Source organism: Ensifer sp. Root127 (assembly GCF_001425225.1).
Taxonomy (GTDB): Bacteria; Pseudomonadota; Alphaproteobacteria; order Rhizobiales; family Rhizobiaceae; genus Ensifer; species Ensifer canadensis.
Genome location: NZ_LMDX01000031.1, coordinates 1 through 26,263, shown reverse-complemented (window position 1 = coordinate 26,263; position 26,263 = coordinate 1). Strand labels below are relative to the sequence as shown.

25 protein-coding genes and 1 pseudogene are annotated in these 26,263 nt (G+C 58.2%); 11 read left to right on the top strand and 15 right to left on the bottom strand.

Annotated elements, in window-relative coordinates:
* The coding region (locus ASD03_RS27180) for a DUF932 domain-containing protein (RefSeq protein ID WP_244494704.1) at nucleotides 1-318 on the top strand (318 nt) is incomplete at its 5' end.
* A gap of 451 nt (nucleotides 319-769) precedes the next feature.
* Here the strand turns inward: ASD03_RS27180 and ASD03_RS27175 are convergent.
* Entirely contained in the window at nucleotides 770-1,681 is a 912-nt protein-coding gene (locus ASD03_RS27175; RefSeq protein ID WP_057217628.1) for a LysR substrate-binding domain-containing protein, read from the bottom strand.
* 102 nt (nucleotides 1,682-1,783) lie between these two features.
* Here ASD03_RS27175 and ASD03_RS27170 point away from each other — a divergent pair, with 102 nt between their 5' ends.
* From ASD03_RS27170 to ASD03_RS38230, 5 genes and pseudogenes are all read left to right on the top strand, one after another.
* Nucleotides 1,784-3,178, top strand: coding sequence for a M20 family metallopeptidase (locus tag ASD03_RS27170; protein ID WP_057217626.1), 1,395 nt, complete (start codon nucleotides 1,784-1,786; stop codon nucleotides 3,176-3,178).
* Nucleotides 3,179-3,245: 67 nt separating this feature from the next.
* Entirely contained in the window at nucleotides 3,246-4,043 is a 798-nt protein-coding gene (locus ASD03_RS27165; RefSeq protein ID WP_158268948.1) for a transporter substrate-binding domain-containing protein, read from the top strand.
* Between the two features lie 6 nt (nucleotides 4,044-4,049).
* Nucleotides 4,050-4,760 (top strand): ABC transporter permease subunit, encoded by a 711-nt coding sequence (locus ASD03_RS27160; protein ID WP_063963368.1) that lies wholly within the window; start codon nucleotides 4,050-4,052, stop codon nucleotides 4,758-4,760.
* A 2-nt stretch (nucleotides 4,761-4,762) separates the two neighbouring features.
* Nucleotides 4,763-5,503 carry an ABC transporter permease subunit gene (locus tag ASD03_RS27155; protein ID WP_057210945.1) on the top strand — a complete coding sequence of 247 codons (741 nt, stop codon included), beginning with the start codon at nucleotides 4,763-4,765 and terminating at the stop codon, nucleotides 5,501-5,503.
* Nucleotides 5,504-5,597: 94 nt separating this feature from the next.
* Nucleotides 5,598-5,875 (top strand): annotated as a pseudogene (locus ASD03_RS38230) (integrase core domain-containing protein); the annotation flags it as partial.
* A 112-nt stretch (nucleotides 5,876-5,987) separates the two neighbouring features.
* Here the strand turns inward: ASD03_RS38230 and tauA are convergent.
* A complete protein-coding gene (gene tauA / locus ASD03_RS27145; RefSeq protein ID WP_057217622.1) occupies nucleotides 5,988-6,998 on the bottom strand; it encodes a taurine ABC transporter substrate-binding protein in 1,011 nt (336 codons plus the stop codon).
* Nucleotides 6,999-7,046: 48 nt separating this feature from the next.
* Complete coding sequence (speB, locus tag ASD03_RS27140; protein ID WP_057217620.1) at nucleotides 7,047-8,021, bottom strand: agmatinase; 975 nt, start codon at nucleotides 8,019-8,021, stop codon at nucleotides 7,047-7,049.
* 170 nt (nucleotides 8,022-8,191) lie between these two features.
* Here speB and ASD03_RS27135 point away from each other — a divergent pair, with 170 nt between their 5' ends.
* The gene (locus ASD03_RS27135) at nucleotides 8,192-9,127 is read left to right on the top strand and encodes a LysR family transcriptional regulator (RefSeq protein ID WP_082557424.1); all 936 of its coding nucleotides are present in this window, start codon (nucleotides 8,192-8,194) and stop codon (nucleotides 9,125-9,127) included.
* A gap of 10 nt (nucleotides 9,128-9,137) precedes the next feature.
* Here ASD03_RS27135 and ASD03_RS27130 read toward each other — a convergent pair whose 3' ends face one another.
* A complete protein-coding gene (locus ASD03_RS27130; protein ID WP_057217615.1) occupies nucleotides 9,138-9,800 on the bottom strand; it encodes a hypothetical protein in 663 nt (220 codons plus the stop codon).
* Nucleotides 9,801-10,225: 425 nt separating this feature from the next.
* Between ASD03_RS27130 and ASD03_RS27125 the strand changes: the two genes are divergently transcribed.
* Nucleotides 10,226-11,023 (top strand): inositol monophosphatase family protein, encoded by a 798-nt coding sequence (locus ASD03_RS27125; RefSeq protein ID WP_057217613.1) that lies wholly within the window; start codon nucleotides 10,226-10,228, stop codon nucleotides 11,021-11,023.
* Here ASD03_RS27125 and ASD03_RS27120 read toward each other — a convergent pair.
* From ASD03_RS27120 to ASD03_RS27090, 7 genes are all read right to left on the bottom strand, one after another.
* Complete coding sequence (locus ASD03_RS27120) at nucleotides 11,004-11,756, bottom strand: glycerophosphodiester phosphodiesterase family protein (protein ID WP_280137635.1); 753 nt, start codon at nucleotides 11,754-11,756, stop codon at nucleotides 11,004-11,006. The two genes, ASD03_RS27125 and ASD03_RS27120, sit on opposite strands and share 20 nt — an antisense overlap.
* A gap of 71 nt (nucleotides 11,757-11,827) precedes the next feature.
* Nucleotides 11,828-12,883 carry an ABC transporter ATP-binding protein gene (locus ASD03_RS27115; RefSeq protein ID WP_057217610.1) on the bottom strand — a complete coding sequence of 352 codons (1,056 nt, stop codon included), beginning with the start codon at nucleotides 12,881-12,883 and terminating at the stop codon, nucleotides 11,828-11,830.
* A 36-nt stretch (nucleotides 12,884-12,919) separates the two neighbouring features.
* A complete protein-coding gene (locus ASD03_RS27110; RefSeq protein ID WP_025430883.1) occupies nucleotides 12,920-13,729 on the bottom strand; it encodes an ABC transporter permease subunit in 810 nt (269 codons plus the stop codon).
* The gene (locus tag ASD03_RS27105; RefSeq protein WP_057217608.1) at nucleotides 13,726-14,580 is read right to left on the bottom strand and encodes an ABC transporter permease subunit; all 855 of its coding nucleotides are present in this window, start codon (nucleotides 14,578-14,580) and stop codon (nucleotides 13,726-13,728) included. The genes ASD03_RS27110 and ASD03_RS27105 overlap by 4 nt, the downstream gene beginning before the upstream one ends.
* 17 nt (nucleotides 14,581-14,597) lie before the next feature.
* Nucleotides 14,598-15,737 (bottom strand): extracellular solute-binding protein, encoded by a 1,140-nt coding sequence (locus ASD03_RS27100; RefSeq protein ID WP_057217606.1) that lies wholly within the window; start codon nucleotides 15,735-15,737, stop codon nucleotides 14,598-14,600.
* Nucleotides 15,738-15,774: 37 nt separating this feature from the next.
* The gene (locus tag ASD03_RS27095) at nucleotides 15,775-16,704 is read right to left on the bottom strand and encodes a carbohydrate kinase family protein (RefSeq protein ID WP_162250541.1); all 930 of its coding nucleotides are present in this window, start codon (nucleotides 16,702-16,704) and stop codon (nucleotides 15,775-15,777) included.
* On the bottom strand, nucleotides 16,704-18,089 hold the full coding sequence (locus ASD03_RS27090; protein ID WP_057217603.1) for a 6-phospho-beta-glucosidase: 1,386 nt from the start codon (nucleotides 18,087-18,089) through the stop codon (nucleotides 16,704-16,706). The genes ASD03_RS27095 and ASD03_RS27090 overlap by 1 nt, the downstream gene beginning before the upstream one ends.
* A gap of 123 nt (nucleotides 18,090-18,212) precedes the next feature.
* Between ASD03_RS27090 and ASD03_RS27085 the strand changes: the two genes are divergently transcribed.
* The 3 genes from ASD03_RS27085 to ASD03_RS27075 all read left to right on the top strand — a co-directional run bounded on the left by ASD03_RS27085 (nucleotide 18,213) and on the right by ASD03_RS27075 (nucleotide 21,327).
* On the top strand, nucleotides 18,213-19,004 hold the full coding sequence (locus ASD03_RS27085) for a GntR family transcriptional regulator (RefSeq protein ID WP_156408085.1): 792 nt from the start codon (nucleotides 18,213-18,215) through the stop codon (nucleotides 19,002-19,004).
* Nucleotides 19,005-19,032: 28 nt separating this feature from the next.
* On the top strand, nucleotides 19,033-19,509 hold the full coding sequence (locus tag ASD03_RS27080; protein ID WP_082557422.1) for a YdeI/OmpD-associated family protein: 477 nt from the start codon (nucleotides 19,033-19,035) through the stop codon (nucleotides 19,507-19,509).
* 483 nt (nucleotides 19,510-19,992) lie between these two features.
* Complete coding sequence (locus tag ASD03_RS27075) at nucleotides 19,993-21,327, top strand: TadE/TadG family type IV pilus assembly protein (protein ID WP_156408084.1); 1,335 nt, start codon at nucleotides 19,993-19,995, stop codon at nucleotides 21,325-21,327.
* A gap of 220 nt (nucleotides 21,328-21,547) precedes the next feature.
* On the opposite strand, the gene ASD03_RS41365 is transcribed toward ASD03_RS27075, so the two are convergent.
* The 4 genes from ASD03_RS41365 to ASD03_RS27055 all read right to left on the bottom strand — a co-directional run bounded on the left by ASD03_RS41365 (nucleotide 21,548) and on the right by ASD03_RS27055 (nucleotide 24,738).
* Nucleotides 21,548-21,763, bottom strand: a complete 216-nt coding sequence (locus ASD03_RS41365) for a hypothetical protein (RefSeq protein WP_348523283.1) — start codon at nucleotides 21,761-21,763, stop codon at nucleotides 21,548-21,550.
* 818 nt (nucleotides 21,764-22,581) lie between these two features.
* Nucleotides 22,582-23,511, bottom strand: coding sequence for a nucleotidyltransferase and HEPN domain-containing protein (locus ASD03_RS27065; RefSeq protein WP_057217630.1), 930 nt, complete (start codon nucleotides 23,509-23,511; stop codon nucleotides 22,582-22,584).
* A 535-nt stretch (nucleotides 23,512-24,046) separates the two neighbouring features.
* Entirely contained in the window at nucleotides 24,047-24,442 is a 396-nt protein-coding gene (locus ASD03_RS27060; protein ID WP_057210918.1) for a type II toxin-antitoxin system HigA family antitoxin, read from the bottom strand.
* On the bottom strand, nucleotides 24,442-24,738 hold the full coding sequence (locus ASD03_RS27055) for a type II toxin-antitoxin system HigB family toxin (protein ID WP_057217600.1): 297 nt from the start codon (nucleotides 24,736-24,738) through the stop codon (nucleotides 24,442-24,444). Before ASD03_RS27055 ends, ASD03_RS27060 begins: the two co-directional genes overlap by 1 nt.
* Nucleotides 24,739-26,263 lie beyond the last annotated feature (1,525 nt).

Here is a 26,263-nt window from a genome sequence, read left to right as displayed (position 1 = left end):
ATGCCGGTCGGCGCCAAGCAGTCGCGCAGCCGCATCGAAGGCAAGGCCGATTTTACCAAGCACCTCATCCGGCTACGCCGCATCGATGACGGCAAGATTTACAATGTCGGGGATACGGTTTGCGAAATTCTCCTGAAAAACGCCAATGACGGAACCAGCGCCTACGAGCTGATGGCCGGGCTTTTCCGTGTCCGTTGCCTCAATTCCTTGGTGACGCAGACCGGCACCATCGATGCCAACAAGGTTCGCCATTCCGGTGACGTCCAACACAAGGTCATCGAAGGCACCTATCGCGTTCTCGGCCAGGCCCCACGATAAGCTACGGGTGTCATGCCGACCTCTCGGCGAGGCATATGGCGGACAACCAAGCGACTGCTTAAATGCCCTGCAAAAGTGGGGAATACTAAGATTCACCACCTCGGCCAAATGAGAGAGGGATAGACCGACATCGAGGTTCTCGTCGATTTTCTCGATGACCCTGTTCAGGCTTGCCGGCGTCAATCCGCCTTTGCGAACGGAAGGAATATACCTCTGCCGACGGAGCAACTGTGCGAAGATCGTCGCAACATAGCTTTCGACTAGAAGAGCACTGTGTGGCCACCCTTGGTCCTGTATTTCTGCACCGATCCCACGCGCCGCATTCATAAGGACTGGATCCTCACAGGGACGTCGGACCAACGTGAAACTAACCAACCTGCACACGATGCGTCTCTTGCTCGAACGAGGCCGGCGAGAACAGTACTCGGACTGAAAGCACATGCGGGACTGGTTACCCCGCCGTCGCAAGACCTTGATCCAAGAGCCAGCTTCTTAAGATCGCAACCTCTGGTCGCGCAAGATTAGCGTCGGGTGTCATGATGACATAGGGCTGCCTAATCGGCAGCGATATCCCGAAGGCATCGACCAGCCGCCCGGTGCATAGTTCGGTCTCGACCAGGAAATCTGGAACCAGAGCGAAGCCGGCGCCCGACAGACAGGCACCGATCGCAAGGTGCACCAGATTGAACGACAAGGTTGACCGCAGTTCGAGATGCCCAAACCCAGTTGCAGCAAACCATGCTTCCCACCCTTCATCGTGCCAGCCCGGTTCGGCATAATCCACCTTGATCAGGGGCCGGGACAACAAGTCAGCAGGTGTCGACGCAGGCGGGAGGGTGGCCGCCAAGTCGGGCGAACCGACGACAATCAGGCTGCCATTGATCAGCGTATCCTGTCGGACGCCCGGAATCGTTCCACGGCCATGATAGATTGCAAGATCCGGATCCGGTTCCCTAGCGCTCCACCGGTGCGGCAGAGCCATGACAGCCACGGAGATGTCGGGATGGGCCTTGCGAAACTTGCCAATGCGGGGTGCAAGCCACTTCGTTGCGAGTGAAAACTGGCAACGAACGGTGACGGTGCTGAGCCCGCCGGGCACTCGTGCCGCAGCGCCGACGGCGGTGAGTTGATCGAAGATCGCACCGAGGCGCGTTGCAAAGACCCGGCCGGCCTCCGTCAATCCCACACCATTGGCGCGCCGTTCAAACAGCGGTCCACCGACCCACTCTTCGAGCTGTTTCATGTGATGACTGACTGCGCCCGGGGTCACGCTCAGCTCACCAGCCGCCCTGGCGAAGCTCAGATGGCGCGCCGCAGCTTCGAAAGCGCGCAGTGCGGGCAGCGGTGGTAAATGACGGGCCATGTCGAGACTCAATCCAGCTAAGGGTAACCGAGAGAAGTTTTGGTTTGCTTGCATATTCGTCCGCGTGACATCGTGCTGTCAACGCAATCAATGAGCAGGATTATGTCTAGGGATCAATCTATAGCCACCGCCGTCGCCTATCTGGCCAACGGGCGCTTTCTGGCCGATCTGACACGCCGCGTCGCAATCGCGACCGAAAGCCAGAATCCCGCACGGCGCCCGGAATGCGTGCGTTATTTAAACGAGTTCAGGCAGGATCTCACAAGCCTCGGCTTTACTGGCGACATTCTGGACAACCCGGATCCCATGGGCGGCCCGCTGCTGATCGCGCGGCGCGACGAAGCAGGACATCTGCCGATACTGCTCGTCTATGGACATGCGGACGTGGTGGCTGGCATGGAAGGCGCATGGTCGAATGGCCGTGATCCCTGGCGCGTGAGTGTCGAGGGCGACCGCCTCTACGGTCGCGGTACCGCCGACAACAAGGGCCAGCACACAATCGTGATGCTGGCTCTGGAAGCGGTTCTGGCGACGCGCGGATCCCTCGGCTTTAACGTCGTGGTGCTTATCGAAACCTCTGAGGAGACCGGTTCGGCCGGACTTCACCAGATTTGTTCGGAACATCGTTCGAAGCTCAAGGCCGATTGGCTGATCTCATCGGACGGACCTCGCCTGGCCCGCGACCGCGCGACACTTGATGGTGGCACCCGTGGAACCGTTGATTTCGATCTGATCTGCGATCTCAGGGCTGGCGCACATCATTCCGGCAATTGGGGCGGCCTGATTGCCAACCCGGCCGTGATCCTCGCCAACGCCATCTCCAGCCTGGTGTCGGCGACCGGTCAAATCAATGTTCGAGGAATTCTTCCGACTGAAGTTCCTCCAGGCGTCATGGCCGCACTCGGTCGAATAGAGCTTCAAGCCGAGAGCGGCGGCCCGGAGCTTGACGGCTGGTGGGGCGAGCCGGGATTGACGCCATCGCAACGCGTCTTCGGCTGGACGGCGCTCGAAGTCTTGGCGATGACGGCAGGCACGCCGGCTCTACCGATCAATGCCATTCCGCCCCGCGCATCTGCACGACTGCAGATCCGTTACACCGTCGATACCGATCCGGCGGGCTTCATGCAGACAATTCGCGCCTACCTCGACGAAAACGGCTTTGGCAATGTCGCCGTCGTCCCAAAGGCAACAGAACTGGAATGGGGCGCCACACGCCTCGATCCCGAGCATCCCTTGATGCGCTGGGCGGCTGCGTCCGTTCGAAGGACGACGGCGGTGGAACCGACAATTCTGCCGAATGCCGGAGGCTCTCTACCGAACGATTGCTTCGCAGATCTGTTAGGAATTCCAACAGTCTGGGTGCCGCACTCCTATTCGGGATGCTGTCAGCATGCGCCGGACGAACATCTGCTGACGCCACTTGTCGCAGAGGGTCTTGCAATCATGGCAGGCCTGTTCTGGGACCTCGGCACGGACGACCGACCCGAACGCTTTTGAACCTGCCAACACAAATACAATGAGGGGGACAATCATGAAAGCAAAATGGACGGAACTGGTCGCAGCATTGACGCTTGCAGCATTATGCGCGACGCCGGTCTTGGCTGAGGACTTACCTGAAGTGCGCATCGGAACGGATGGCGGCTATCTTCCCTGGACCTCGATGACGCCTGCGGGAGAACTGACCGGTTTCGATATTGAACTGGCAAGGCTCGTGTGTCAGCGAATGCAGCGCAGCTGCCGCTTCACCGCCCAACCCTGGGAAGGACAGATTCCCGCTCTTGAGCAGGGCAAATATGACATCCTCGTCGGTGGGATATCGATCACCCCAGAGCGGCAGAAACGCCTTGCCTTCACGCAGAGCTACGGCAACCTGCCGATCAATTTTGCGGCCGCCAAAAATTCCGGCCTGAACGGGAAAAGCTCCTGGGCAGAGCTCAAGAATGCGCTGGTAGGCAAGACGGTCGGCGTCCAATCCGGCACGCAAAGTCAAAAGTTCATGGACAATGAACTGAAGGGCGAAGTTAACGTCCGCCTCTACGACAATCAGGACAGCCTCAATCTCGACCTATTGGCTGGAAGGATTGACGCCGCACTTGCGGGGCGTTCCCCGTGGATAGCTCTCACGGGTTCGTCACAAGGCGAAACGATCGAGATCCTGTCACCCAATCTTGATTTCGAGCAGTTCGACTATCTCGGCGTCGGTGTCGGCGGACTGATGCGCAAGGATACCGCGGAGCTTCGCAAAGCATGGGACGTGGCCCTTTGCCAACTGAAGAAAGACGGCGAAGTCACACGGATTTCGCAGCAATGGTTTGGTTTCGATATCTCGACCAAGGCCGACCCGAAAATCTGCGGAGAATGATTTTTGATGGCTGCGGACGCGTCCATTCTTCAAATGCTGGCCTGGGGCGATCAGGGCTGGTCCAGGCCGCTCCTTTTCGGACTCGGCGTCACCGTAACCTGCGCGAGCCTCGGCTACGTTCTCGGTGTCGCCCTTGGGTTTGCGATTGCACTGGCGAAGCTCGGAAGCAATCGCTGGATCGCGGGCGCAGCCAATCTCTATACGACGGTGATGCGAGGAGTGCCGCCCTTGCTCGTCATTTTCCTTCTCTTTTTCGGAACCAACGGGGCGCTGATGTGGGTCGCGCGCGGTTTCGGTTACACCGGCTACATCGAGATAGACGCGTTTTCGGTCGGCGTGATGGCCGTCACCCTCGTCTCGGCATCCTATAGCTCCGAAGTGTTCCGCGGCGCGCACGGCACAATTCCAGCCGGGCAGTTCGAGGCTTTCGCCGCGCTCGGGCTTCGTCCGTTTCTGGGACTCTATTTGGTCATCATGCCGCAAATGTTCCGGCAGGCCCTGCCGGGCCTGGGCAATGTCTGGATCATGGCCATCAAGGAAACGACACTGCTTTCCGTGATCTCTGTGGCCGAGCTTATGCGGGTCGTCGGCCTCGCCGGCCGCACGACCGGACAACCCTTCGTCTTTTACGGCGCCGCGGCTGTCATCTATTTCGTGCTTGTCGCCGTATCCTCGCGGGTGTTCGTCGCCGTCGAGAACAGAATGCGCTGGGGCTGATCATGGATTTCGAAACGACACTACACGTTGCTAGCGAACTGGCTGGCGCAATCTGGGTCACATTGGCACTTGCGGCTGCAACCCTCCCACTTGGTTTCGTCCTGGCGGGTATTGCCACTTGGGCGCGTGCTTCGCGTCATGGGTCTCTTCGGGCTATCGCATCAGCCTATGTTCTAGCGTTCCGCTCCACGCCGCTGCTGGTTCAGATCTTCGTACTTTACTATGGCCTCAGCCAGTTCGCATGGCTGCGCGAAAGTCCAGCATGGATCCTGTTGAGGGAGCCTTTCGCCTGTGCTGTGATCGCCATGAGCCTTTGCTCGGGCGCATATACGGCCGAGGTGATGCGCGGCGGTCTGGCCGCCGTGCCCAAAGGCGCGATCGAGGCAGCCCGCGCGCTGGGACTGTCGTCGATCAAGGTCTTTTTTCTCGTCACCGCTCCGATAGCTGTGAGACGCGCTTTGCCGGCCTACAGCAACGAGATCGTCGTGTCGCTCAAGGCGACGTCGCTTGCCAGCACCATCACGGTGATGGAACTGACCGGTGTAGCAAAGGATCTGATGAGCGAGACCTTCGCCGTCATCCAGGTATTCTGCATGGTAGCCGCCATATATTTGGTCATCAATTCGGCACTGATCCTGGGATTGCGTTTGTTGGAAATCTACCTTGCTCCACCACACGAGCGGCCGCTTAGGCATCAGCGCGGGAGAAATCGAAAGGCTGAAGTAAGTTCAGCGGATGCATGAGAGGTGCGATCGAGCTCAAACGATTAGAATCGCGCGAAAGTCATTGACGTTCGTGCCCGTAGGTGTGGTCACAACTAGATCCACCACTACATCGATCTCCCGAGATCTCGACCTTTGGGCCCATGCCAACAACGTCATGCTGGACTTCTCGCGGCCCGGCAAGCCGACTGACAACGGCTCCATCGAGGCGCTCAATAGCAAGTCCGCGCGGAATGCCTGAACGTTCATTGGTTCCTGACCCTTGCGGATTCACGCGAAAAGTTGGTGACTTGGCGTCGATCCTACAACGATGAACGTCGTCACTCGGCGATCGGTTACAAGGCTCTGATCCTGCTTAATAATCCCGGTGGCGAGATCAGCAAGCCATCGTGATCACAGCCGGAAAACTCCAGACGATAAAGCGAACCCGTCCACACCATCATAAGAAGGGAATGCTCGGGGGCCTATAAAAGTCCCCCGAGGCGCTCGTGCAGCAGCCAAAAGATTACTCTGCGCGTTCCAGATAGTCATCCGTGACGAACCCTGAATAATCATCGAGAACCGTCCCGATCTTTCCCTGCGATTTCAGAAAGTCCGCCGTCAGCTTCAGTGTTTTTGCTCCGCCGCCTTCTGCCGCACACCCTAACCAGGAGCATGAAATTTGCTCGCTGAGCGATGGATATCTATAGTTGGAAATATCCTCTGCAACAGTCTCGGCATCAGCACCAAAAAGATTGGATATCAGCTTTACGTTGTCCGATTCAGCGCCCCATTCGGACCTGTTATTCTTGTAGTCCTGATTGGCGGCATTGATGATGCCGACAAACTGGCGCATGAAATCGCTGTTCTTTTCGGCGAAGCTGGTGGTGGCGACCATTCCTTCGAACGTGCAACGCCCCATTTGGCAAATCTCGCCTGAGGTGACCAAAGGCTTGCCATCCAACTTTAGGCGCGCCATTGCAGCCCCCCAGATGAATGCACCGTCAACATCCTTGCGCTCCCAAGCAGCAGCAGCTTTATTCGGGTCGAGGTTCAACACGGTGGTCTGGCCATCAATGCCCCATTGCTCCAGCGCATACATCAACTGGTAGTGGCTCGTGCTGGCGAAGGGAACCGCAAGCTTCTTGCCGGCGAGATCGGCAGGCTTGTTGATGCCAGAGTCATTGCGGACATAGAGTGCTTCAGCGCTAGCAATGTCCTCCAGTATCCAGAATAGCTTGATGTCCAGGCCGGCCGTCGCTGCGACCGCCAACGGGCTTGAGCCCAGCACGCTGATATCAATCGCCCCCGACGCCATGGCACTGATAATTTCCGCGCCGGTGTTGAACTGGCGCCAATTGATCGTGTAGCCAGTTTGCGTCTCAAATGACTTGTCGGCAACACGAGCGACCCAAGGGCTCGGCGTGAGCTGGTAGGCGATGTTCACTACATTTTGCTCGGCTTGTGCGGGACGTACCGATGGCAACGAAACCAAGAGCGTCACGCCGGCCATCGCTATGGCGTTGTTCAATTTCATCTGTTTCTCCAATGGTTTATTTAAACACTTTGTTTTTTTGAAACCGGATTATGCCTCGACTCTCGCGATACCGCTGGCCGCAACGCAGAGGATCTCGAATAACAGCGTGGCCGCAGCGAGCGCCGTATTGCCACTCAGATCGAATGGCGGGGAAACCTCGACAACATCCGCACCGACGCAATTGATGCCATCAAGACCTCGAACGAGAAGTTGGGCCTCGTGCGTAGTCATACCGCCAATTTCAGGGGTTCCTGTTCCTGGCGCGTAGGCGGGATCAAGCGCATCGATATCGAAGCTGATGTACGTCGGAGCAGAGCCAACAACGGCGTGCGCCTCGCGCAGAACCCGTTCGACGCCCAACGTCCTGTATTCGTCAAAGTCGATGACACGGATACCCTGCTCGCGCCCCCACCCATCATCACCATCGGCGTACAGTGCTCCTCGTATTCCAATCTGTACCGTGCGCTTTGGGTCGAGAATTCCCTCCTCGATGGCTCGACGGAAGGGTGTTCCGTGGGTGTACTTCTGACCACCGAAATAGGAATCCCATGTATCCGTATGCGCATCTATGTGGACCATGCCCAATGGCCCGAAACGTCGGCTGACCGCACGCATGACGGGCAGCGTTGACAAATGATCACCGCCTACAAAAAGCGGAAGAATGCCTGAGACGCAAACCTCGCCCGCAAACCGCTCGATACGCGTCATCGAATCTGCCAGATCTGCCGGATTTACTGGGGTGTCACCGAGATCTGCGCACCGACACAATGCAAATGGATTAATACCGCTCGCACGGTTCACATTGCGAACCATGGTGGATGCATCCCGTACCTGCCGTGGTCCCTGCCTGGCGCCCGGGCGATTGGTTGTTCCTCCATCCCAGGGAACACCAAACAGACCGATCTGCACGTCGTTCCAATCGGGAGTACCCGGGAGGACTTGCGGCAACCGCATCAAGGTGGCCGCCCCGGCATATCGCGGCATCTCCGTCCCTGTTATGGGGGTGAATCTTGGATCAGACATGACAACTCCTCCAACGTCCATTTCTCGACATTGGATTGCTCTCACGTCGTGTGGCGCAGACGAATAGCTAGTTGAACAAGTTGACTTCTCACCAAACCGAAGTGATCATCGACTAGGGATATTCTTGTCTATTCATTGCCGATTGCGACAACACTGCCTGGGGTGTATGCGTGCGAGCTGTTTCAGATTTTGACCTTCGCCTCTTTACCGTTTTCAGGACGGTGGTCGACTGCGGAGGACTATCCGCATCCCAATCGATTCTCGATATGAGCCTTTCCAACATCAGCACGCACCTTGCAAACCTCGAGAAAAGAGTTGGATTCAAGGTTTGCCACCGAGGGCGATCCGGGTTCAGACTGACACCGGGCGGTACGGAGCTTTATTCATCCATCACCGAACTTTTCGTGTCGATAGACGAGTTCCGCAGTAAAACATGGCTGACGAAGAAACGGATCGGCCGCGAATTGTCGCTTGGAATCGTTGACGGGCTAATCTCGGAGCACCAATTCAAACTGCAACGCGCTATTCATAAACTGGGATTAATCGACGACGACATACTTATAAGGATCGACGTTCTTTCGCCCGACAAGCTGAAGAGCAGTCTGGCCAACGGGGATGTGGACTTCATCGTCGGCCCCACTTCCATCGCCTCGGAATCCGTCGTCATCAAGGAAGCCTTTCACGAGAGGATGAGCTTGTTCTGCTCCGCGCAGCATGCTCTGGCCGACAAGAAAACGCAGAAGGATAAGATATTCAATCAAGACGACAAGTTCGGGTTTGTCTCGCGGGGTTATCTCCGGGAATCATTACAGCCCGCCTTCATCCCCAATTTCGAAACGGCAGCAATTGTGCACTCGATGGAGGCCGCAGCGATGTTGATACTGAGCGGGAAATATATCGGATACCTGCCGGACCATTACGCAAAGACATGGGAAGATCTCAACGAGATGGTGCGTATCATGCCTGATGTTACAAGCCATGTCGTACCATTTGGTCTTATGTATCGACGCGATCATAAATTACCGCTGCCGGCCAAACTGTTACTCGAATACCTCAAACCTTCGATCGCCCCCACGGAAAATTCTCAAAACCCGCCGGCGGCTTGATTGCAGCCATTTAGCGAAAATCACCGCGGGCAACGCTTTCGGCCACTGCAAGGATGTCGTCGTCATGGCCGCGTTTCAGCGCATCGAGCCCCGTCCGCTCATCCAGAGCGCCATGCGGCGTAATTAGGAAACGGTAAACCGCCCATGCGCTGCCCAGAATCGCATGCAACTTCGGGAGCGCAGCATAGGGCCGTCCATCCCGGTCGAGTTGCCATGCCGGAAAGCGGAAGCCGCGTTTGGCCCCGTCGAGCCCCAGAACCTGTCCATTCTGACGCTTGGTGTTGACGGTTACACGTGACACGCCAAGCAGATCGGCGAATGCGTCCGCGCTCACCATGTCGTCCTCGGCGAGGATTTCTGCAACGCGACGTCGTCCGCGTTCCCGCGCCGTCGCCAGCGCGGCCTGCAGCTCGTCATCGGGAACGGCCATCGCTTCGATCGGAAATGCATCCTCTCGAAGCGCGGGCTCTTCCTCGACGACCGAAATCGTCTGCGCTCCGGCCTGCGGATCCACGACCACGCGGAAGCTGACCTGATGCCCAGCCTTACGGCTCAGTTGAACCGCCTTGGCATACTGCCTGATAAGAGCCTTTTCGAAATCGGCCTTCCGAGGAAGCTTCATCGAGAGTGCGACGTTGGAAGAATCGCTGTCGATTGTTTTCGTGATGGACATTGGCTTCAGCCTCCTGCCCTAGTATTTAGGTGCGGCGCGATAGCTCGTCAAGTTCGTTAACCTTGTAAACCAGATGCGATGCTGGTGCGAAATTCAACGGGAAGTTCGATCCGGGACCGCGCTAAATCAGGAGAGCGGCTTTGCCCCGGAAAATGTCTTGGTCGCCGCGCAAATCATGAGCGTACTAGGCGCCAGGCAGCAGCGCTGCCAAGGCAAACTCGCGAGATGTGGTGGAGAACAACAAAAGGCACCTCGATGTCCAGGGGCATAGCCATAATGCTCATCTCCGCCACAATTTCTGGCGAGCAAGCCAGGTCGAAGCTGTGCGCAGGCCCACCTGGCGGCCACACCGATCAATAACTTGCTCATCTGGAAATGACCTGTTATGACCAGTCCGATGTAAACCCACTTTGGAAAGGCGATCCATGTCATTTCAGCCGAGCGACGTAGCATCAGCGATGATAGATGCGGCGCGCGCTGGCGGTGCCATCGCTCTAAAATACTACGCTGCGAACGAGACCATCGGCATGGTTGAAAAAGCGCCCCGGGACTATCAGCTGGCGGCCGACATCGCGACCGAACGCGCGATTGCAGCTGTGCTCAATGAGAAATGCCCGGACGCGGGGATTGTCGGCGAGGAAAAGACAAGCGACCGGGCTGGAGACGGCCGGCGGACATTCATCATTGACCCGATCGACGGGACGTCGAACTTCGCGTTCCATATTCCATTCTTTGCGCAGGTCATTTCGCATCTGGAAGACGGCCGAGTAACGGCTGGCGTCGTCTTCGACCCAATCCGCGACGAAATGTTTGTCGCGGAGGCAGGTAGAGGCGCATATCTGAACGGCAAGCGGCTGCCCGTTTGCGGCGATGTGTTGCCGGAGCGATCCGTGGTCGGTGTCGGACTTCCCATCCCCGGACAGGTCCAGGGGATATCGGTTGAGCGCTATCACACCGCCCTGCGCGCGGTGATCGACCGGGCGGCCGTCACCAGGCGGCTTGGCTCCGCTGCGCTTTCCGTTGCCTATGTCGCAGCCGGGCGGCACCACGCTTGTTTCGAAGATGGGCTCGACACGCTCGACTATCTCGCGTCTGCACTGCTGGTCAGGGAGTGCGGAGGCGTCGTCACCGACTTCCAGGGAAACGAGCAGAATGGCAATGGCGCAGTTCTCGCCAGCGTGCCGGCGCTTCAGCACTGGCTGCTCAGCCTATTTGCGGAATGAGCCGGTCTAGCATGTTTTCAAGAACAAGCGGCTCGTCCGTCGTGATTTGATCAACGCCTGCTTGTACCAGCCGGCACAATGTCTCCTCGACCCCGTGGTGGTCGGCATTGAGTGTATATGCATCGACCTTCATCCCCACCGAATGAAAAATCGAAACGACGTTCACGCCAGCATCGAGGCCGGCAAGTATGATCGGGTATTCGAGATAAACATATGCCGCAAACGGCACTGTATGGACGGCATCGGCGGCGAAGGCCTCAAAAGCCCCGGTTCGGCGGAGCCTTGTCAGTGTGTCGTCGCGGCACGGGTCGTAACCGATCTTGAGCCCCGGTAGGCCGGCGCCAAGGCTGAGCAGTCCTGCCGGGTCATCTCCAGAAAGGATAAAGCGATCTGCACAGGATGCGAGACATGCATGGAAATGCTGACGATGGCCGGCTGAAAGCGCCCCGATGTCGTCCTTGAAATCCAGCTGCATCAAAGCGTCCGGGTGAACCGCGTCACCGTCCATCGCCGCGGCAAGATCGCCAAGCAGCATGGGTTGCAGGTCGGTCAGATGGCCATCATCGGTGCGCATTACCATTGACCTGACATCCGACGACGTGAAATCCCGCACCGGACCAGCAGCACTCGTTTCCCGATCGACTGTCGCATCGTGCAGACAGACGAAATCGCCGTCGCCAAGGGCGCGCAGATCCACTTCCATCGATGCGCCGCATGCCCACCCCTGCAACATGCTGGCGAGACCGAACGCACAGTCGGATCGGACCTGGCGCAAGCGATGCCACTTGAGGGCGGGACGCAAACTCATCTGGAGACTGAGACCGAACGAAAGACGTCGTGCCCGTCCTTGAAGACGGAGAAATGAACGGGATCAAGGAATATTTCCTGCCCCGGTTCGAGTACCGTCTCCGTGTCGGCATGTATCTTCACGCGGTTGACGCCGTCGGTTGTCGCCTCGACGGTGCGGTAAGCTCCGAAATGGACGACCCTGGTAATCTTCGCCGATGCCGAAGTGTGTCCACCTTGGGCAGCGATCGCCAGCTTCTCCGGCCGAACAGCAAGCGTTGCCTCACCATCCGGCAATGGTACTTTTACTCTGAAACCGGCAGCATCCATCACCCCGGACGAAACACGCCCGTCGATCAGGTTCATCGCGCCGATGAAGCCGGCGACAAACCTGTCCTGCGGCTGTGCGTAGATATCGGCTGGTCCACCGACTTGGTTGATCTTTCCAACCGACATCACGACGACCCGGTCCGCTATCGCAAGCGCCTCGTCCTGGCCGTGGGTTACAAAGACGGTGGTGATGCCAAGCTCGCGCTGAATGTTGCGCACTTCCTCGCGCAGCCTCTCCCTGAGATGTTGGTCGAGGCTGGCGAAAGGTTCGTCCATCAGCAGTATCTTGGGCTCAAGAACGATGCATCGCGCGATGGCAACGCGTTGCTGCTGGCCGCCCGAAAGACGCAGCGGACTGCGCTTCTCATAGCCGCTGAGACCGACCAGATCGAGCGCTGCATCGACCTTGCGGGCAATTTCCGTTCGGCTCATCTTTCTGAGCTTCAACCCGAACGCGATGTTTTCAAAGACGTTCATATGCGTCCAGAGCGCGTGGCTTTGAAAGACCATCCCGGTCGGGCGGCTTTCCGGCGCGCTCGCCGTTACGTCGATACCATCGATGAGAACGCTACCTGCCGTGGGCTTTTCGAAGCCTCCCATGATCCGCAGGAGCGTCGACTTGCCCGATCCCGACGGTCCGAGCAGGCAGACCAGTTCGCCCGATGCTATTTCGAGAGAGATGTCGCGGACTGCGGCCATGTTGCCGTAGCGCTTCTCGATTCCCTTCAGTTCCAATTTCGCCATTTCAACAGAACTCCGACAACACGCGTGCGTGCGGCGTCATGCGCCAAATCCTTTTGCAAACTGGTTCGACGCCAAGACACGGCGAGCAAACAACAATGCGATGAACGATGGCACCCAAAGCAGAACCGAGAGGACGGCCCCATATTGCACCACGATCTGCCCGGTAATCATCTGCAGCATCACCATTGGCATCGTGCGCAGCTTGGGAGCGCCGACCAGCCATGCGCCTTCTGTCTCGTAAAAGGTCGAAACAAATGTGAGCAGCATCGCTGCCCCAATAGCGGGGGCGGCTTGGGGAATAGTGATGCGTATGAATGTCCGCACGGGCCCGGCCCCCACATCACGCGCGGCTTCCTCTAACCGACGGTCGACGCCGCGGAATGCCGCCGACGGGAGCCAGATCATGATCAGCATGGTATTCAGCAACTGCACCAGGACGATGCCCCAGAACGTGCCCACAAGGCGCAGGCTCAGGAACAGCGTCGCGATCATCACGATGAGCCCGAATCGGGGAAAGGCGTTGATTGCGAGGAACGACATCATGAAGGTCCGGCGCCCGACGAACTCCATCCGTGCGAAGGCATAGGCCGCCGGCAGACAGATCACCGCCGACAGAAGCGTCACAGTGACCGAAAGGGCAAGTGACAGGCGCAAGGCCGACAGAACGTCGGCCCGCGCCAGGGTCGTATGCCAGTAGCGCAAGCCCCATTCGGTCGGAAGCAGCGCCGGGTAGGTCCATTTCTCGGCAAAAGCCCAGAGAAAGACCGTCGCGATGGGCATCACCACATAGGCAATGAGGACAAGCATGATGACGATACCGACGATGGTACTGGCGCGGATCTTCATACGTCCTGCTTTCTCGTCAGCATGACGACATAGAGGATGCCAAATACGGAGCAGGTCAGGAAAGTGATCACCGCCTGCGCTGCGGCAAAATCGGGCTGACGGACTTCCGAAAATGTCCTCAGCATGTAAGGGCCCATCATCTCCGGAGACGCCGGTCCCAGCATGTAGGGGATAACGAACGAGCCGAAAAGGCTGATGACGTTCAAGGCGACCACGACCAGAAGCGAGTCGACCATAAGCGGCAGAATGATACGATGGAATATGACGACATAGCCGGCTCCTACATCGCGGGCGGCCTCGATTGCCTCTTGTGACACCTTCGCCATTCCAGCCGTCAGGATGAGCAAGGTCAGGGGCATATGGTCCCAGACCAAGCCGATGACCGGGCCCCACGGAGTCAGATATGGCGAGTCATAGGATCTGAATCCGACCAACTCCAGCAGTGACTGAAGCAGGCCGTTCGGGCCGATGTATCGAATGAGCGCATAGGCAACGATGATGCCTGGCACAAACATCGGAAAAAGCGCCAAGGCTTGAACGACGGCGGCCAAGCGGCTGCGGGTGAAATGCAGATAGATGGCGATCGGCAGACAAATGGCGATCAACAGAACCAACGTCACCACCGTCGTCCAAACGGTACGAACATAGTTGGCAACACTATAGGGATCCGTGAAGAACCGGTGATACCGGGCAAGGCTCCAGGAGACGGAGCCGTCGGCTGCGGTCTCCTGGAGTGTTTGCAGGACAGAAACGCCAGCGGGATAAAGCAGCAGGCAGACCATGACTGCAAGCGGCGGACCGATTAGCAGCAGCCCTTTCAGGTTTCGTGTAGAGTTGCCTTCGCTTCCCAAACCAGCGCTCCGATCTCTTAGTTTCGCGCGATCGCGGGCGCGACGTTGCGATACCAGCCGTCATTGACGGCGGCTTCCCACTCGCCGTCGGGGAAGGCAGGGATCGACTTCGGAATGATGTCGGCATTTGCGGTGCGGATTTCGTCCGAAAGATAGGACCATTCGATCGACGGGAACCCGGCGATCTGATCGACAATCTGTTCCTGGACGGCGGGCGAAATGAGGACGTTTGCGAGTTTGGTCGCCGCCTCGATATTCGTGGCATTGGTCGGAATGGTGCAATAGGCAAACCCGCCAACGAATGCCAGATCCTGCAGTTGCGCGAGCTTGATATGAGACGGTAGCTCACCCGATTTCAGGCCGGACAGGGCCTGATCCGACCAGGTTGGCACCATCGAGACGACACCCGATACAAGCAATTGCAGCGACGGCGTGTTGCCGGCCGTGTAGGATCCGCCCTGGTAGAGCGAAGGTGCGAGATCCCTCAGGATCTCCCAGGCCGGCGGCAGCATCGCGTCGGCTTTTTCCTTGCTGAAATTGGCTGCCGTGAATGCAGACGGGTCTCGTCCGTTGGCTTCGTGGATCGCGCGCCGCACGAAATTGCCGCCGGATCCGCCCTTGTCCGGACGATTGTAGATGAACTGGCCGGGCGTTGCCTTGATCCAGGCCGTCAGTTCCTCCCAAGTCTTTGGCGGCGTCTGCACCTTGGTGGAGTCATAGGCCAGAACCACCTGTGACCCACGGTATGGCAGGCCGAAATTCGTATCGATCGCAAGCTTGTTGAGCTTCGAATAGTTGCTCATCGATGCCTTGGAAAAATCGAGCCAGAGACCGGCATCGATCGCACCGACGGTATTGCGTGGATTGAAGGCCTCCATCACATCGACCTGCGGATCGCTCTTTGTCTTCAGCGCCGCAAGAGCTCGGTCGGCCAGGGCCATCATGCCCGAGTTTCCGTCAGACACAGTCACGTTGACGACGAGGTCTGGGAGTTCTTGCTGCAGGGCCGGAACGACGACATTGGACCAGAAATCCGCCACGTTCTGATCGCTCCCGACGATCACTTCGACCGCCCCGTCGGCGCCGAAAGCCAGCCTAGGGCTGATGGCAATTGCTGCAGCTGCCGCTGCGGATGCAAGGAATTCCCGACGTTTCATATGCATGCTCCCACGTTGCGTTTGATGTGTCGTTCTCTTACCAGGTAGCTTCTGCCATGCTTTGAAGAAGCTCACTTTCTAGAGGCAGTGCCTTGCCGCCATGTGCCGTCACGCAGGCCGAGCCGCAGGCAACCGCTGCCCGAAGCGCTTTCTCGATGGCCCAGCCCTGCAACAGGCCGTAGACAAAGCCGGCGTTAAAACTGTCGCCTGCCCCGGTCGTATCGACGACCTGGACTTGCGGTGCGCCAATTTCGATGACCTGACCAGCGTGGAGTGCAGCCGTTCCGTCGGCTCCCCTCTTGATCACGACGGTCGGGCAATATCGAGCAAGGGCGAGAAGCGCCCCATCATGGCTCTCACTACCTGTCAGCCGCTTTGCCTCGGTCTCGTTGCAGATGAAGCAATCCGTGCGGCGCAGAATTTCGGCGAGATTGCCATCGGCTATATCTTCGTCGACATGCTGGCAATCCAGGCAGCAAAAGATGCCGATAGAGCGGGCAAAGGCGAACAGATCTGCCAAGTCGCTCCGGCAGGTGAGCCCTTGCACGATGAGGACACGCGGCCCGAGCCGTTCGATCTCAGCCTTTGACGGAAGCGTCTCGTCCCCTTGGAAGTGACTTATGAACCCGCGGTCGTGTGCCATGGAGAATGCAGCGCTCAGGCGTATTCTTGCCTCTGCGCGCTGCTGGAACAGAGAAGCGTCGATATCATCTCGCGTCGCCGCTGCGATCATCAGCTGGCTGAAAAGATCAGTCCCGGTCTCGCACCACCAGCCGACCTTCACACCGAGCAAGGAAAACGCGCGCGCCGTCGTATAACTGGCTCCTGGGACGGCATCAAAGTTCTTCGACCACACGTCAGCGCCGAGCTTTGGTATCTCGCCAAGATCGGAAAAAATCAGGTCGTAGTAATACTCGCCGGCGAGCACCACGTCGTAAGGGGAGGCCCTGCACTGCTTTGAGAGCATCAGCGCCATTCCCCGGCAAAGGGTTGATGTGCAGCGATGTATTGCTCGACCAACGGCTCCGCGCGAGAATAGGACAACACGAGCGGGTGGGCCACGAGGGCCTCCACGGCCAAGTCCTTCCGCCGCTCGGCAATTGCTCTGACTGCGAGCCGCTCGTAACGCTTGATGTTGTGCACGAGCTGCGCTTGAGCTTCCGGCATCGCTCCGATCTTCTTCGTTTTGATCCCGTCACGACCGACGACGCAACTGACTTCGACGACGTCATCCGGACGAAGGCCGTCGATAGCGTCCCCGTTGCGCACGTTCAATCCGATATGGCACTCGGCTCCCGATTCCATCGCATCAATGATATTGAGCGCAACGCCGGCATAGCCCTCGCCGACACCGTCCGCGGCATGCGCACTGACCGCGCGGATGGCCCTGTCGGCATCTTCCATGCTCGGCGCTTCGGGCCGCGCGTAGTGCATGTAAGTCGCCTCGCGGCGCTGCTCATAGGCGAAGTATGCCGAAAGGGCAGCATCCGCATCGCGCTCGACGCCAATGGCGGAGAGTTCAGCAATCAATGTTCGATTGAGATCGCGGACCTCCTCGCCACGGGTGCGCGCATCGGCCTGGATGTCTCCAAGCGCCTTCTCGGCATAGTAGAAGTAGTAGAGATATTCGTTGAGCCAAAGGCGATGCCGCCGGATAATCGATGGATCAAAAATGCGCTGCGCCGTTTCGGCAAGAAACGCATCGTCATCCAGCAGCTCTTGCAGAACCTCGCGCCCTCCAACGACCGCCGACCGCGTAAACGACAGGTGATTGAGACCGAAGACTTCGGTCTGCACGTCCCTGACGGCAACACCGAGCTTCTGCGCCACCGCTTCCTGGGCCGCATTGGCACCATCACAGATGCCGACGACACGATCGAAGCCTGCGTCGCTCAAAGCCTGGGCCACCAAGCCCGCCGGGTTGGTGAAGTTGAAGAGCCAGGCATCCGGACTGACCTCTTTCAACAGCCGAGCATATTCCGTGATGACGGGAATGCTGCGCAACGCCATGGCAAAACCACCGGGTCCGGTGGTCTCCTGGCCGAGAACGCCGTGGGACAAGGCAATCCGTTCGTCCTTGACGCGTCCGTCCTCGCCGCCAGGCCGAACAGTCGTGACCACGTAACGCGCGCCCTCAAGGGCTTTCTCGGCAGTCACGGTGGCGGTAATGCGGACGGGCGACTGCATCCTGAGAGCAATCTCACGGGCGAGCCCACCGAAGATCTCGAGTTTCGATTGATCGACGTCATGCAGGCAGATTTCGGCAAGCCCACTGCGTTCGGCCCTGCGAAGAGCCGATGCCACGAATAGGGGCGCTCTTACGCCGCCGCCGCCAATCAGAGTGAGCTTCATCGGATACCTCAGTTGTCTATTAATGCAGTCGTAACTGGTCATATCCAGACATGTCAAGATATACCGTTGCCTTGCCACCAGATTTCGTGCAGCACTGGAATCGTCACAAACGGTACGGAAAAGATGCCCGCAAAAAAGCCGACAATTCGAAGCAATCCGTTGGCGGAACGCGCCCGGCTGAAGCCGCTGGATCGCGATGACCAGCAACCTCTCTACAGGCAGGTCAAGCAGAACATCCTGGATCTGACGCGTGACGGCACGATCCCCGCACATGCCAAACTTCCGTCCGAGCGCGAGCTGGTACAGGCATATGATGTCAGCCGCATTACAATCAGACAGGCGCTTGTAGAACTCGTTCAGGAGGGCCATCTGCAAAGCCAGCCAGGCAAGGGCTTCTACGTCGCCGAAAGAAGTGAACCGTTCGAGCTGCACTTGCTGACAAGCTTTACTGCCAACGCGATCGCTAAGGGCATGGTGCCCGGCAGCCGCCTGCTGGAAGCCAAGATCTATGCCGCTCCGCCGGAGATTTCACGCGCGCTCTACCTGCCAGAAGCGGCTGACGTCGTGTTGTTGAAACGCCTTCGCACGCTCGACGACGTGCCGGTGGTCATACAGTATGACTGGCTGCAGCCCGTCGCATGCCCGGGCCTGCTGGATTTGGACTGGTCGACTGGAAACCGTTCGCTCTACGCTGAATTGCGCGAGCGTTACGGCCTGCGCCCCGTGCGTGGACAGACAACAATCAGTGCGCGCTATCCTGATGAAGACGAGATTGCATTGCTCAAACTGGAGCAAAAGACCGCGGTGCTGACGTTGGATCAGATCGCGTTCTCCGCCGAAAACCGACCTATCAACATATCAACCTCGGTGCACCATCCCAAGCGCTATCCCCTGAGCATTCAACAGGGCGAATAGGTACGCGCAGCAGCATTGGATTTGGACGATGTCATCTAGCGACAATCAGAACAAAAATGCAGGCAGGGGAGCAGCGACGTTCCAGGCGAAGGTTGTCCCTTCCGGCATTGCGACAGGTGTCGAGGTCCCCGATGCAGTAATGAAAGAGCTGGGTCCTGGAGGTCGCCCACCGGTGACTGTGACAATCAATGGCTTTAGTTGGCGCACGCGGGTGGCGGCCATGCGGGGGCAGCGGCTGATAGGGATCAGCGCTGCCCATCGCGCCGCCGCCAGGATCAGCGAAGGCGATATAGTCGAAATCGAAGTCGAGCTCGACGAGGCGCCCAGGGAGGTCGCCGAACCCGCAGAGCTCGCCGAGGCGCTCAATAACTCTCCGCAAGCCCGAATGGCTTTTGACCGCCTGCCTTTTGGGCTGCGGCAAAAGCACGTCAACGCGATCCACGAGGCCAAGACCGCCGAAGTTCGGGAACGCCGCATTCGCAAACTGGTCGATAATCTGAAATAAGCGCGCGCGATGAGTGCATGGACAATCGATCAGGCGTGAAAAACAGGTCGCGCTCGACCGGCAGGCTGAGCTTGCCGGCCACGGATCAGAGGGCGTCGAGGCTAGCGTGGCGTCCCGCCGCCCGCCGTAGACTTCATAGCCAGTTCCCGGCGATACACTATGCGATCCCAGACGCACACATCGGAAACAAACACCGCCGCAGAGCGGCCCCAACGATACCCAGAGCGGCAGCACGGGCAGGCACCCGCCCGTTTCCGCTGTGGATTCCCCCACACAGCGCCGGATGCCACAAAGTTTAACAATTTCTGAAGCTATTTCTCTACGCTTGATGGCTAAATTAGCAATCCTGTTTTGGAGCGCAGGGAGGGGACGCAGCCAGCCGCCGTATCCAGCTCCAACTCACTAGAATCGATTACCTTTATTGCTTTTTGGGCAACCTGGCTCCGAAGTCGTCGTGATCTGTTGAGGGGGGCAACAAACAAGATGCCAAGCGATCTGAAGAACAACCTCGTCCGCATCCTTAAGGACGAAAACGGCAACTTTGCCGTCATGACTGCTCTCTTAATAATCCCGTTGTTCACGGGCGCTTCCATCGCCATCAATCTCGCCCGCATCAATCTCGAATCCGCCAAGATGCAGGACGCGCTCGATGCGGCCGCCTTTTCCGCGGTCAAGTCCTATGGCGAAGGGGAGGATGAAGCCAAAGCGAAGGACCTGGCGAACAACATCTTCTTCGCCAATTTCGGCACACCGGAGATTATCGACGAGATCGGGTTGGGCAGTTCGACGCCGGTGGCAACGCAGGCGATCAAGGTTACTTTTGGCACCCTCGGCGTCGAAAGCACGGCGACGACGACCTATGAGCTCAAATACGCTCCGCTGTTCTGGGGACTCCAACCCTATACGATCGATCGCGAAAGCGTCGCGGCGCGCATGCCGGGGCGGGAAGCCTGCATTCTGGCACTCCACCCGACCGCATCCCGGGCGTTCGAAGTGAGCGGCAGTGCCACTGTCGATACCTCCGGCTGTACCATCACGTCGGATTCGAGCGACGCACAGTCGATCTATCTCAGTGGGTCGGCCACTCTCAAGGCAGAGTGTCTTTATGCAACGGGCAAGGTTTCGGCGACGCTTGCCAATCTCGATCTCGCCTGCGGCAAGGCGGTGGAAGGTGTTCCACCGATCCCGGACCCCTTCCGGTTCAAGAAAATGCCGACGACCGGGAGCTGGGTGAACCTCTCCGGATGCGGACAGAACTTCGTGGCCGGCGGTGGCGGCAATGGCGACTGTAACGGTACGAGCAAGACACCGAACAACGCACCCGCCGGCTACACTGTCGAACTGAAGCCCGGCACCTACGGCGGCTTGGAGATCAAGGGCGAGGTTCTTCTGCGGCCGGGCTCCTACATCATCGATGGCGGCACTCTGAAACTTGCCAGCCAGTCGGTGCTCACGGGTAATGGCGTCACCTTCTTCCTGATGAACGGTGCCCAACTCGACATTCACGGCGGCTCGACCTTCAAGATCACGCCGTCGCTGACCGGTGACTGGGCAGGTTTCTCGATCGTTGCCGCCAGGAACAACACGGCGACGGCCGTGATCAACGGCAACAGCGCCTCGTCGCTTGCGGGCATCATCTATATGCCGGCGTCACGTGAGATCCAGTATGCCGGCAATGGCTCCACCGGCGGCGAATGCGTACGCATCGTCGCGCAGGAGATCACGATGATCGGCAACAGCAGCTTCAAGCTGGATTGCAAGGCGGCGCTCGCGAACAACACCATTAACAATCCGGGTGCGATCCGTCTGGCCCGATAGTAAGCCAAATGATTTACAACCAGGAGCAACGCTCCCTCGGGCGCCCGCTCCGACAGCCTTGATGTTCGGTCTAGCGGTGAGGCTAGGAGGGCACCCGTCTGCCACCCGGTTAATTCTACCAAATACGTGAGATCGCTACCGCTCGAGCATGTCACGGCATCCCCGCCGCGAGTTCACCCAGTTGGCGATGGACAGCCGCCTCTGTCTCTGTGGATTCCATCTAGCGCCCTTCCCCGTGCCTTATGCATTCCGCATTCGTCCAGACGCCGCCAGCGCAAAGGCCGACGACAGTCCGGTCTATCTTCCGCTGATCCGCCGGCGTCGCTCCTCGCGCGCCGACCAGGTCAGTTCCGACGACCCGCCGCAGGCCGTCGACATTTGCCGGCGCCGAAGTCCCACGGCAAATCAGGGCAAGTGTCATAATCAGAGCGAGCATCGCCCGCGGAATGTGCCGCCGCATTGTCTGCCTCTCGAATGCGTTGGTGATTGATCGGGCGCCGTCCGCGCGGATCTCAAGAACGGTCCAGGTGATGGCGGCGAGCGCGAGCACGCGCCGAGGATCTTCGGCCAGGTGTCGAGCCGCTTGCGGATGAAGAGGAAGGCGCCGCCGGCAAACGACGCGAGAATGATGCCGGCGAGCGCTCACTGCAGCGAACCATTGCCGGTGAAGGCAAAGCCAAGGGTCGAGACAATGCCGGCAAGCCAGCTGACGTTTTCCTTCGGTACGACTTCCGGCGCTTTCGGCGCCGCCGGCACGGGTGTTGCTGGAAACGAACCCGCCCTTGGCCTCCGTTGGTGGAGTTCTCGCAACGCTCTGCCTGCCAGAACGGAGCTGCGACGACTCCATTCTCGACAATTTGAAGTAATTTCAGTCTAATTGGCGTCGCTGAACTAAGGGCTGCATCCGGTGAATGGTTGGAACAGAGACGGCTTGGGCCAAGTGAAAGTGTCTCCCGTCCTTGATTGGAAGCTGAGAGGCCTTTGAACGAGAACGCAAACGTCTTTCTTCGTTTGGAGTTCGGCGTCGGAATTGTCTCCCCTTTGGCGACAGCCGCAGTTGCTCGAGGGGGTTCTTGCCATTATGGCTGAGAGACATGTCATTGGTCCGGGCGGGCACAACATCGAAGTGGTTTGCCACGACCCCGAGGGCATAACCTTTCCATCGAGGGGACACCACGTCCGGCTTCACCACTTGCGGCCGCCCTTCATGTCAAACGTGAACGTCTGCTTCCAGACCCAATAGCCGAAACCGGATCATCGCCCTGACTTTTCCTCGGCGATTTCGCCAGCCAGCGTGATTAGATGGTTTTCGCAGACCGTTTTTACCAGCGCGTGAAGAACCTGCGTACGCTCAATCAGGAAGGAAAGCGCCTCTTCGCTTATCTGGTAATGCTTGGAATACCGTGCCTTCACATAGGCCTCATTGATTGTATTGAACCAGGCCGAATAGCGCTGCCGGTCTTGTGGCCAGGCGTCTGCCAGTCGACGGTCCAGATCTTCGGCAAAACCGCGCAGGGAACGCAGGTTGTGGGTTGGTGGACCATAATTCTTTAGAACGAGAAGCACAGTTGAGTAGGCGTGCTCGATTGCCTGATGAATAAGAAACGCCGCTTCGTTGGCGCGGCCCTTGCTGAGTGAATATTGCGCGGTGTCGAGGAAGCCAGCGGCATGCGGAAGTCGGCTTTCATAATGTTCGCGTGCGATCTTGAACTGCTGTTCAAGGCTGATCGGCCTCGGTTCCACCAGCGGCTCGGCATCGAGCTCGTAAAGCACAATGCCTTGCTGGCGAATGTCGCAGAAGAAGTCCTTTCCGCGCCTGAGTTCCTCGTTCACCTCACGGCGCGAGTGAACAATGAAGGATACTTGCATCCCTTTCAGGATGCGGTCGTTCAGAAGCCGGTCCGCAGCGTTGTTCCAGTATGCGGTGAAATCCGTCAGCTTGCGATTGTTGACGATCACCAGCAGGTCGTAGTCGGAGCGATAGCCCTTGCCAATGTGCTCCTCATCCACCCAATCGCCGCGCGCACGACTGCCAAAGAGAATCACCTTGAGGATCCGCCCCTTTTTCTTGAACTCCGCTATGCCCTCCCTCAACGCATCCTCAAACTCTTCGCGCAGGATTTCGACCGCACGCGCGAGTTCCCGCCTCTTGGCATCAGGCAGGTGATGGAGGCTGAATTTCATCATTGTCGGCAAGAACTTTCGCTTCGCGGGCGATAGGCCCACCCGATTTTAGGTCAAACGTCGTGCGCAACCCAGACGGGTCCAGTTCCCGCCTTAATAAACAAACGTCAGTCCTTCACGTGGGGATCGGCCGGTCGCGTCGGTGATACTTTGCCCAAAGGTACCAGCGAATTCAACGAAGCAACCGTAATGATTCCTTCGCATTAGCTTCACAATCGGCAGTCAGCACATATGCTCACCCGCGTGTTTCGATCGATACATTATGCGATTTTAGAAACCTGTTTGGTGAAATTTGCCTCATTCGGTCTGGGGGGGCGTATCGGAACCCTTGGCCAGCAACTAAGCCACCATTTCGCGTCCGCGACTGAGGCAGTGGCGCTCCTGCACATATTCGCCCATCAGCAGACCGCGAAGGGCTACGTGTCCACAACAAGCCTTGCAAAATCGACGCTGTGTGGCGACTAATATAGGGTCATCCAAGGCGTCGCTTTGCCTGTTCCTGAGTACGCGGATGAGCATTTTCAGGCGCGCCTTGTCAGGCTACCTCTCTTTCGCGGCCAACAAGATGATACGGTTCCACAAGGTGGTCAGAGGGAATATTCCACGCTTTATGCAGCCGGTGGATCATCTCCACGGTCAGAGCGCGCCTTTTATTAAGAACTTCAGAAGCTCGAGAGCGCGAACCCAAAATCACGGCAAGGTCGGCCTGAGTGCGGCCGAACATTTCCATGTGGGCCTTGATTAGCTCAACGGGTTCAGGTGCCTCGATCGGGTAGTGCGCGTCTTCATATGCCTCGATGAGGGCCGATAGAACGTCGAAGCGATCAGCCTCCTCAGTCCCGAGTTCCGGCTGGTTCTCGAAATATGCCGAGACCTCTGCAATAGCCCATGCAAGGTCATCATCATTCCTGATGGCTCGAATGTTGTCCATTACACCGTCTCCGGGTTGATCTGATCGTACTCTTTGTGGGTGCCAACAAACTTGATCAGCACCCGCTTATATGGATAGGCAACGTGGACGATCAGGCGATACTTGTTGCCGGAAATGTCGAATATGATGCGATTATCGCTGACAAAGTCGATGTTGGCACCGAACATCGTCTTCACATCCGCCGGCTCCGTCCACGCCGCGCTGCTCACCATTGCGTACCAGGTCTTCAGAGGTACCTCCGCTTGGGGATGCCTTCCCCAGAAGGCTCTCAACGTGGACTTCGCTATGACTTGCATGCCGCACATATATTCCCATATTGGGAACAAGTCTACAAGTTTGTCAATGCCCAAACTCCTTCGTGACGAAAGCCCGGGCGATCAATGCGCTCCTAACCCATGAACGCGAACCTGCCCGCGGATGTTGGCAATCCAATCCGACCCTTCGCGCTCGGACTCTGGGCTAAAATCAGACCCCTTCTGCGACTTGGTCTTAGCGTCTCGACCCTGCGCCGAGCGACCGGGCCCTTTCTCCATTCAAAGAGATACCATCTGGCGATTGCGCGACCAGGCTCCGCCCGCACGATATAAACGGCACAGTGATTAGCCCAATGTCGCACACAGACAGGCTGGCGGCCGGGCAAAAAATTGTAAAACCCGATGAAGCCGAAAGGCAGCGGCACCTGCAGTTGTCCGATCCATCCCACTTTCGAAGGCTGACATGATCCGGGCGACGCTGCTCAATGGGAGCAATCCGCCGCGCTAAATCACGAGAGCGGCACTTTGGGTTCGAGTGGTGGCGCTCCCCGCGCATATCTGGCCGAAAAAGCTAGTCGGCTTCGAGCGCCAGCAAGAATGAGCGTACCAGGCGCCGGCAGCGCAGCTGCCAGAGCCCGTTCGCGCGCGGTTTGACCGGTTAAAAAGCCTCGTCTCGGAGGATCAGCATCGCGACGGCAAACGGCCGGGATCCGGGAAGCCTAGGCCCGGCAAGCCGCTCCAATTGAAAAGCGCCCTGCCCGACCTGACCACCGAAACCTGCGATATGACTATACCGTCTCTGGCGGCCGTTGAATCATCATTGAGACGATGCAGGGCGCATGCTTACGACAGCCCCGACGATGCGCTTTCTCTCGTCAGGCGGAGACGCTGCGATCGGTTCCGCAAATCGATGTGGCGAGCGGACGACAACTTCCGTCGAGAAACCGTCGCTTGTCCGGCTTTCGATCTCCGACTGCCAGACCGGACGGCGGGCCGCCTAAATCGTTCACGCTTGCAGATCGTGAACCGTTTGGCTGAGAGAGGAGCCCAGAACCTGGTCGCCACGTGCGGATCATCTAATGGTCGCCGGTATACTCTGAACGGGCTCTCATTCCATTTCGGACGGTCCGCAAGCCCTCTCAGCCGTCGACGGACCACCTTCCCGCCGCGCCAGTTCATTCTCGATAGCTTCACGGACGAAGGCCGCAATACCGTAATTTCCAACCAAGGCCTTGATCCGCTCTTTCGTTGCCGGCGAGAGGCGAATTTTTGTTTCTTTGACGTTTAGCGGCGGTCGTCCCATAAAATTCCTGTTCCGCCTGTTTTGTCGAAACAAACACCAGCCGCCATAAAACGGGCCCGTTTATTGACGAATTAAACGGGGACGTTTATCGTTGTATTGCAATACGGCTGGATTGCGTGTTCGCGCACGCTATCCAGCCTAACCACAACCTAGCTAGCTGGAGCTCGGATCATGGCTGATTCTGAGAATAGCAGAACTTTGCCTGCAATCACCCGTAGAGAAGAAAATTTTGAGAACGGCGCGATCGAAAAGCTACCGTACGTG

Bases quoted from the DNA above. Each gene is read 5' to 3' on its own strand.
- ASD03_RS27175 (WP_057217628.1), bottom strand. From the start codon at position 1,681: ATGGCCCGTCATTTACCACCGCTGCCCGCACTGCGCGCTTTCGAAGCT.
- ASD03_RS27170 (WP_057217626.1), top strand. From the start codon at position 1,784: ATGTCTAGGGATCAATCTATAGCCACCGCCGTCGCCTATCTGGCCAAC.
- ASD03_RS27160 (WP_063963368.1), top strand. From the start codon at position 4,050: ATGGCTGCGGACGCGTCCATTCTTCAAATGCTGGCCTGGGGCGATCAG.
- ASD03_RS27155 (WP_057210945.1), top strand. From the start codon at position 4,763: ATGGATTTCGAAACGACACTACACGTTGCTAGCGAACTGGCTGGCGCA.
- tauA (WP_057217622.1), bottom strand. From the start codon at position 6,998: ATGAAATTGAACAACGCCATAGCGATGGCCGGCGTGACGCTCTTGGTT.
- speB (WP_057217620.1), bottom strand. From the start codon at position 8,021: ATGTCTGATCCAAGATTCACCCCCATAACAGGGACGGAGATGCCGCGA.
- ASD03_RS27130 (WP_057217615.1), bottom strand. From the start codon at position 9,800: ATGTCCATCACGAAAACAATCGACAGCGATTCTTCCAACGTCGCACTC.
- ASD03_RS27125 (WP_057217613.1), top strand. From the start codon at position 10,226: ATGTCATTTCAGCCGAGCGACGTAGCATCAGCGATGATAGATGCGGCG.
- ASD03_RS27120 (WP_280137635.1), bottom strand. From the start codon at position 11,756: ATGTTGCAGGGGTGGGCATGCGGCGCATCGATGGAAGTGGATCTGCGC.
- ASD03_RS27115 (WP_057217610.1), bottom strand. From the start codon at position 12,883: ATGGCGAAATTGGAACTGAAGGGAATCGAGAAGCGCTACGGCAACATG.
- ASD03_RS27110 (WP_025430883.1), bottom strand. From the start codon at position 13,729: ATGAAGATCCGCGCCAGTACCATCGTCGGTATCGTCATCATGCTTGTC.
- ASD03_RS27100 (WP_057217606.1), bottom strand. From the start codon at position 15,737: ATGAAACGTCGGGAATTCCTTGCATCCGCAGCGGCAGCTGCAGCAATT.
- ASD03_RS27095 (WP_162250541.1), bottom strand. From the start codon at position 16,704: ATGCTCTCAAAGCAGTGCAGGGCCTCCCCTTACGACGTGGTGCTCGCC.
- ASD03_RS27090 (WP_057217603.1), bottom strand. From the start codon at position 18,089: ATGAAGCTCACTCTGATTGGCGGCGGCGGCGTAAGAGCGCCCCTATTC.
- ASD03_RS27085 (WP_156408085.1), top strand. From the start codon at position 18,213: ATGCCCGCAAAAAAGCCGACAATTCGAAGCAATCCGTTGGCGGAACGC.
- ASD03_RS27080 (WP_082557422.1), top strand. From the start codon at position 19,033: ATGTCATCTAGCGACAATCAGAACAAAAATGCAGGCAGGGGAGCAGCG.
- ASD03_RS27075 (WP_156408084.1), top strand. From the start codon at position 19,993: ATGCCAAGCGATCTGAAGAACAACCTCGTCCGCATCCTTAAGGACGAA.
- ASD03_RS41365 (WP_348523283.1), bottom strand. From the start codon at position 21,763: ATGCTCGCTCTGATTATGACACTTGCCCTGATTTGCCGTGGGACTTCG.
- ASD03_RS27065 (WP_057217630.1), bottom strand. From the start codon at position 23,511: ATGAAATTCAGCCTCCATCACCTGCCTGATGCCAAGAGGCGGGAACTC.
- ASD03_RS27060 (WP_057210918.1), bottom strand. From the start codon at position 24,442: ATGGACAACATTCGAGCCATCAGGAATGATGATGACCTTGCATGGGCT.
- ASD03_RS27055 (WP_057217600.1), bottom strand. From the start codon at position 24,738: ATGCAAGTCATAGCGAAGTCCACGTTGAGAGCCTTCTGGGGAAGGCAT.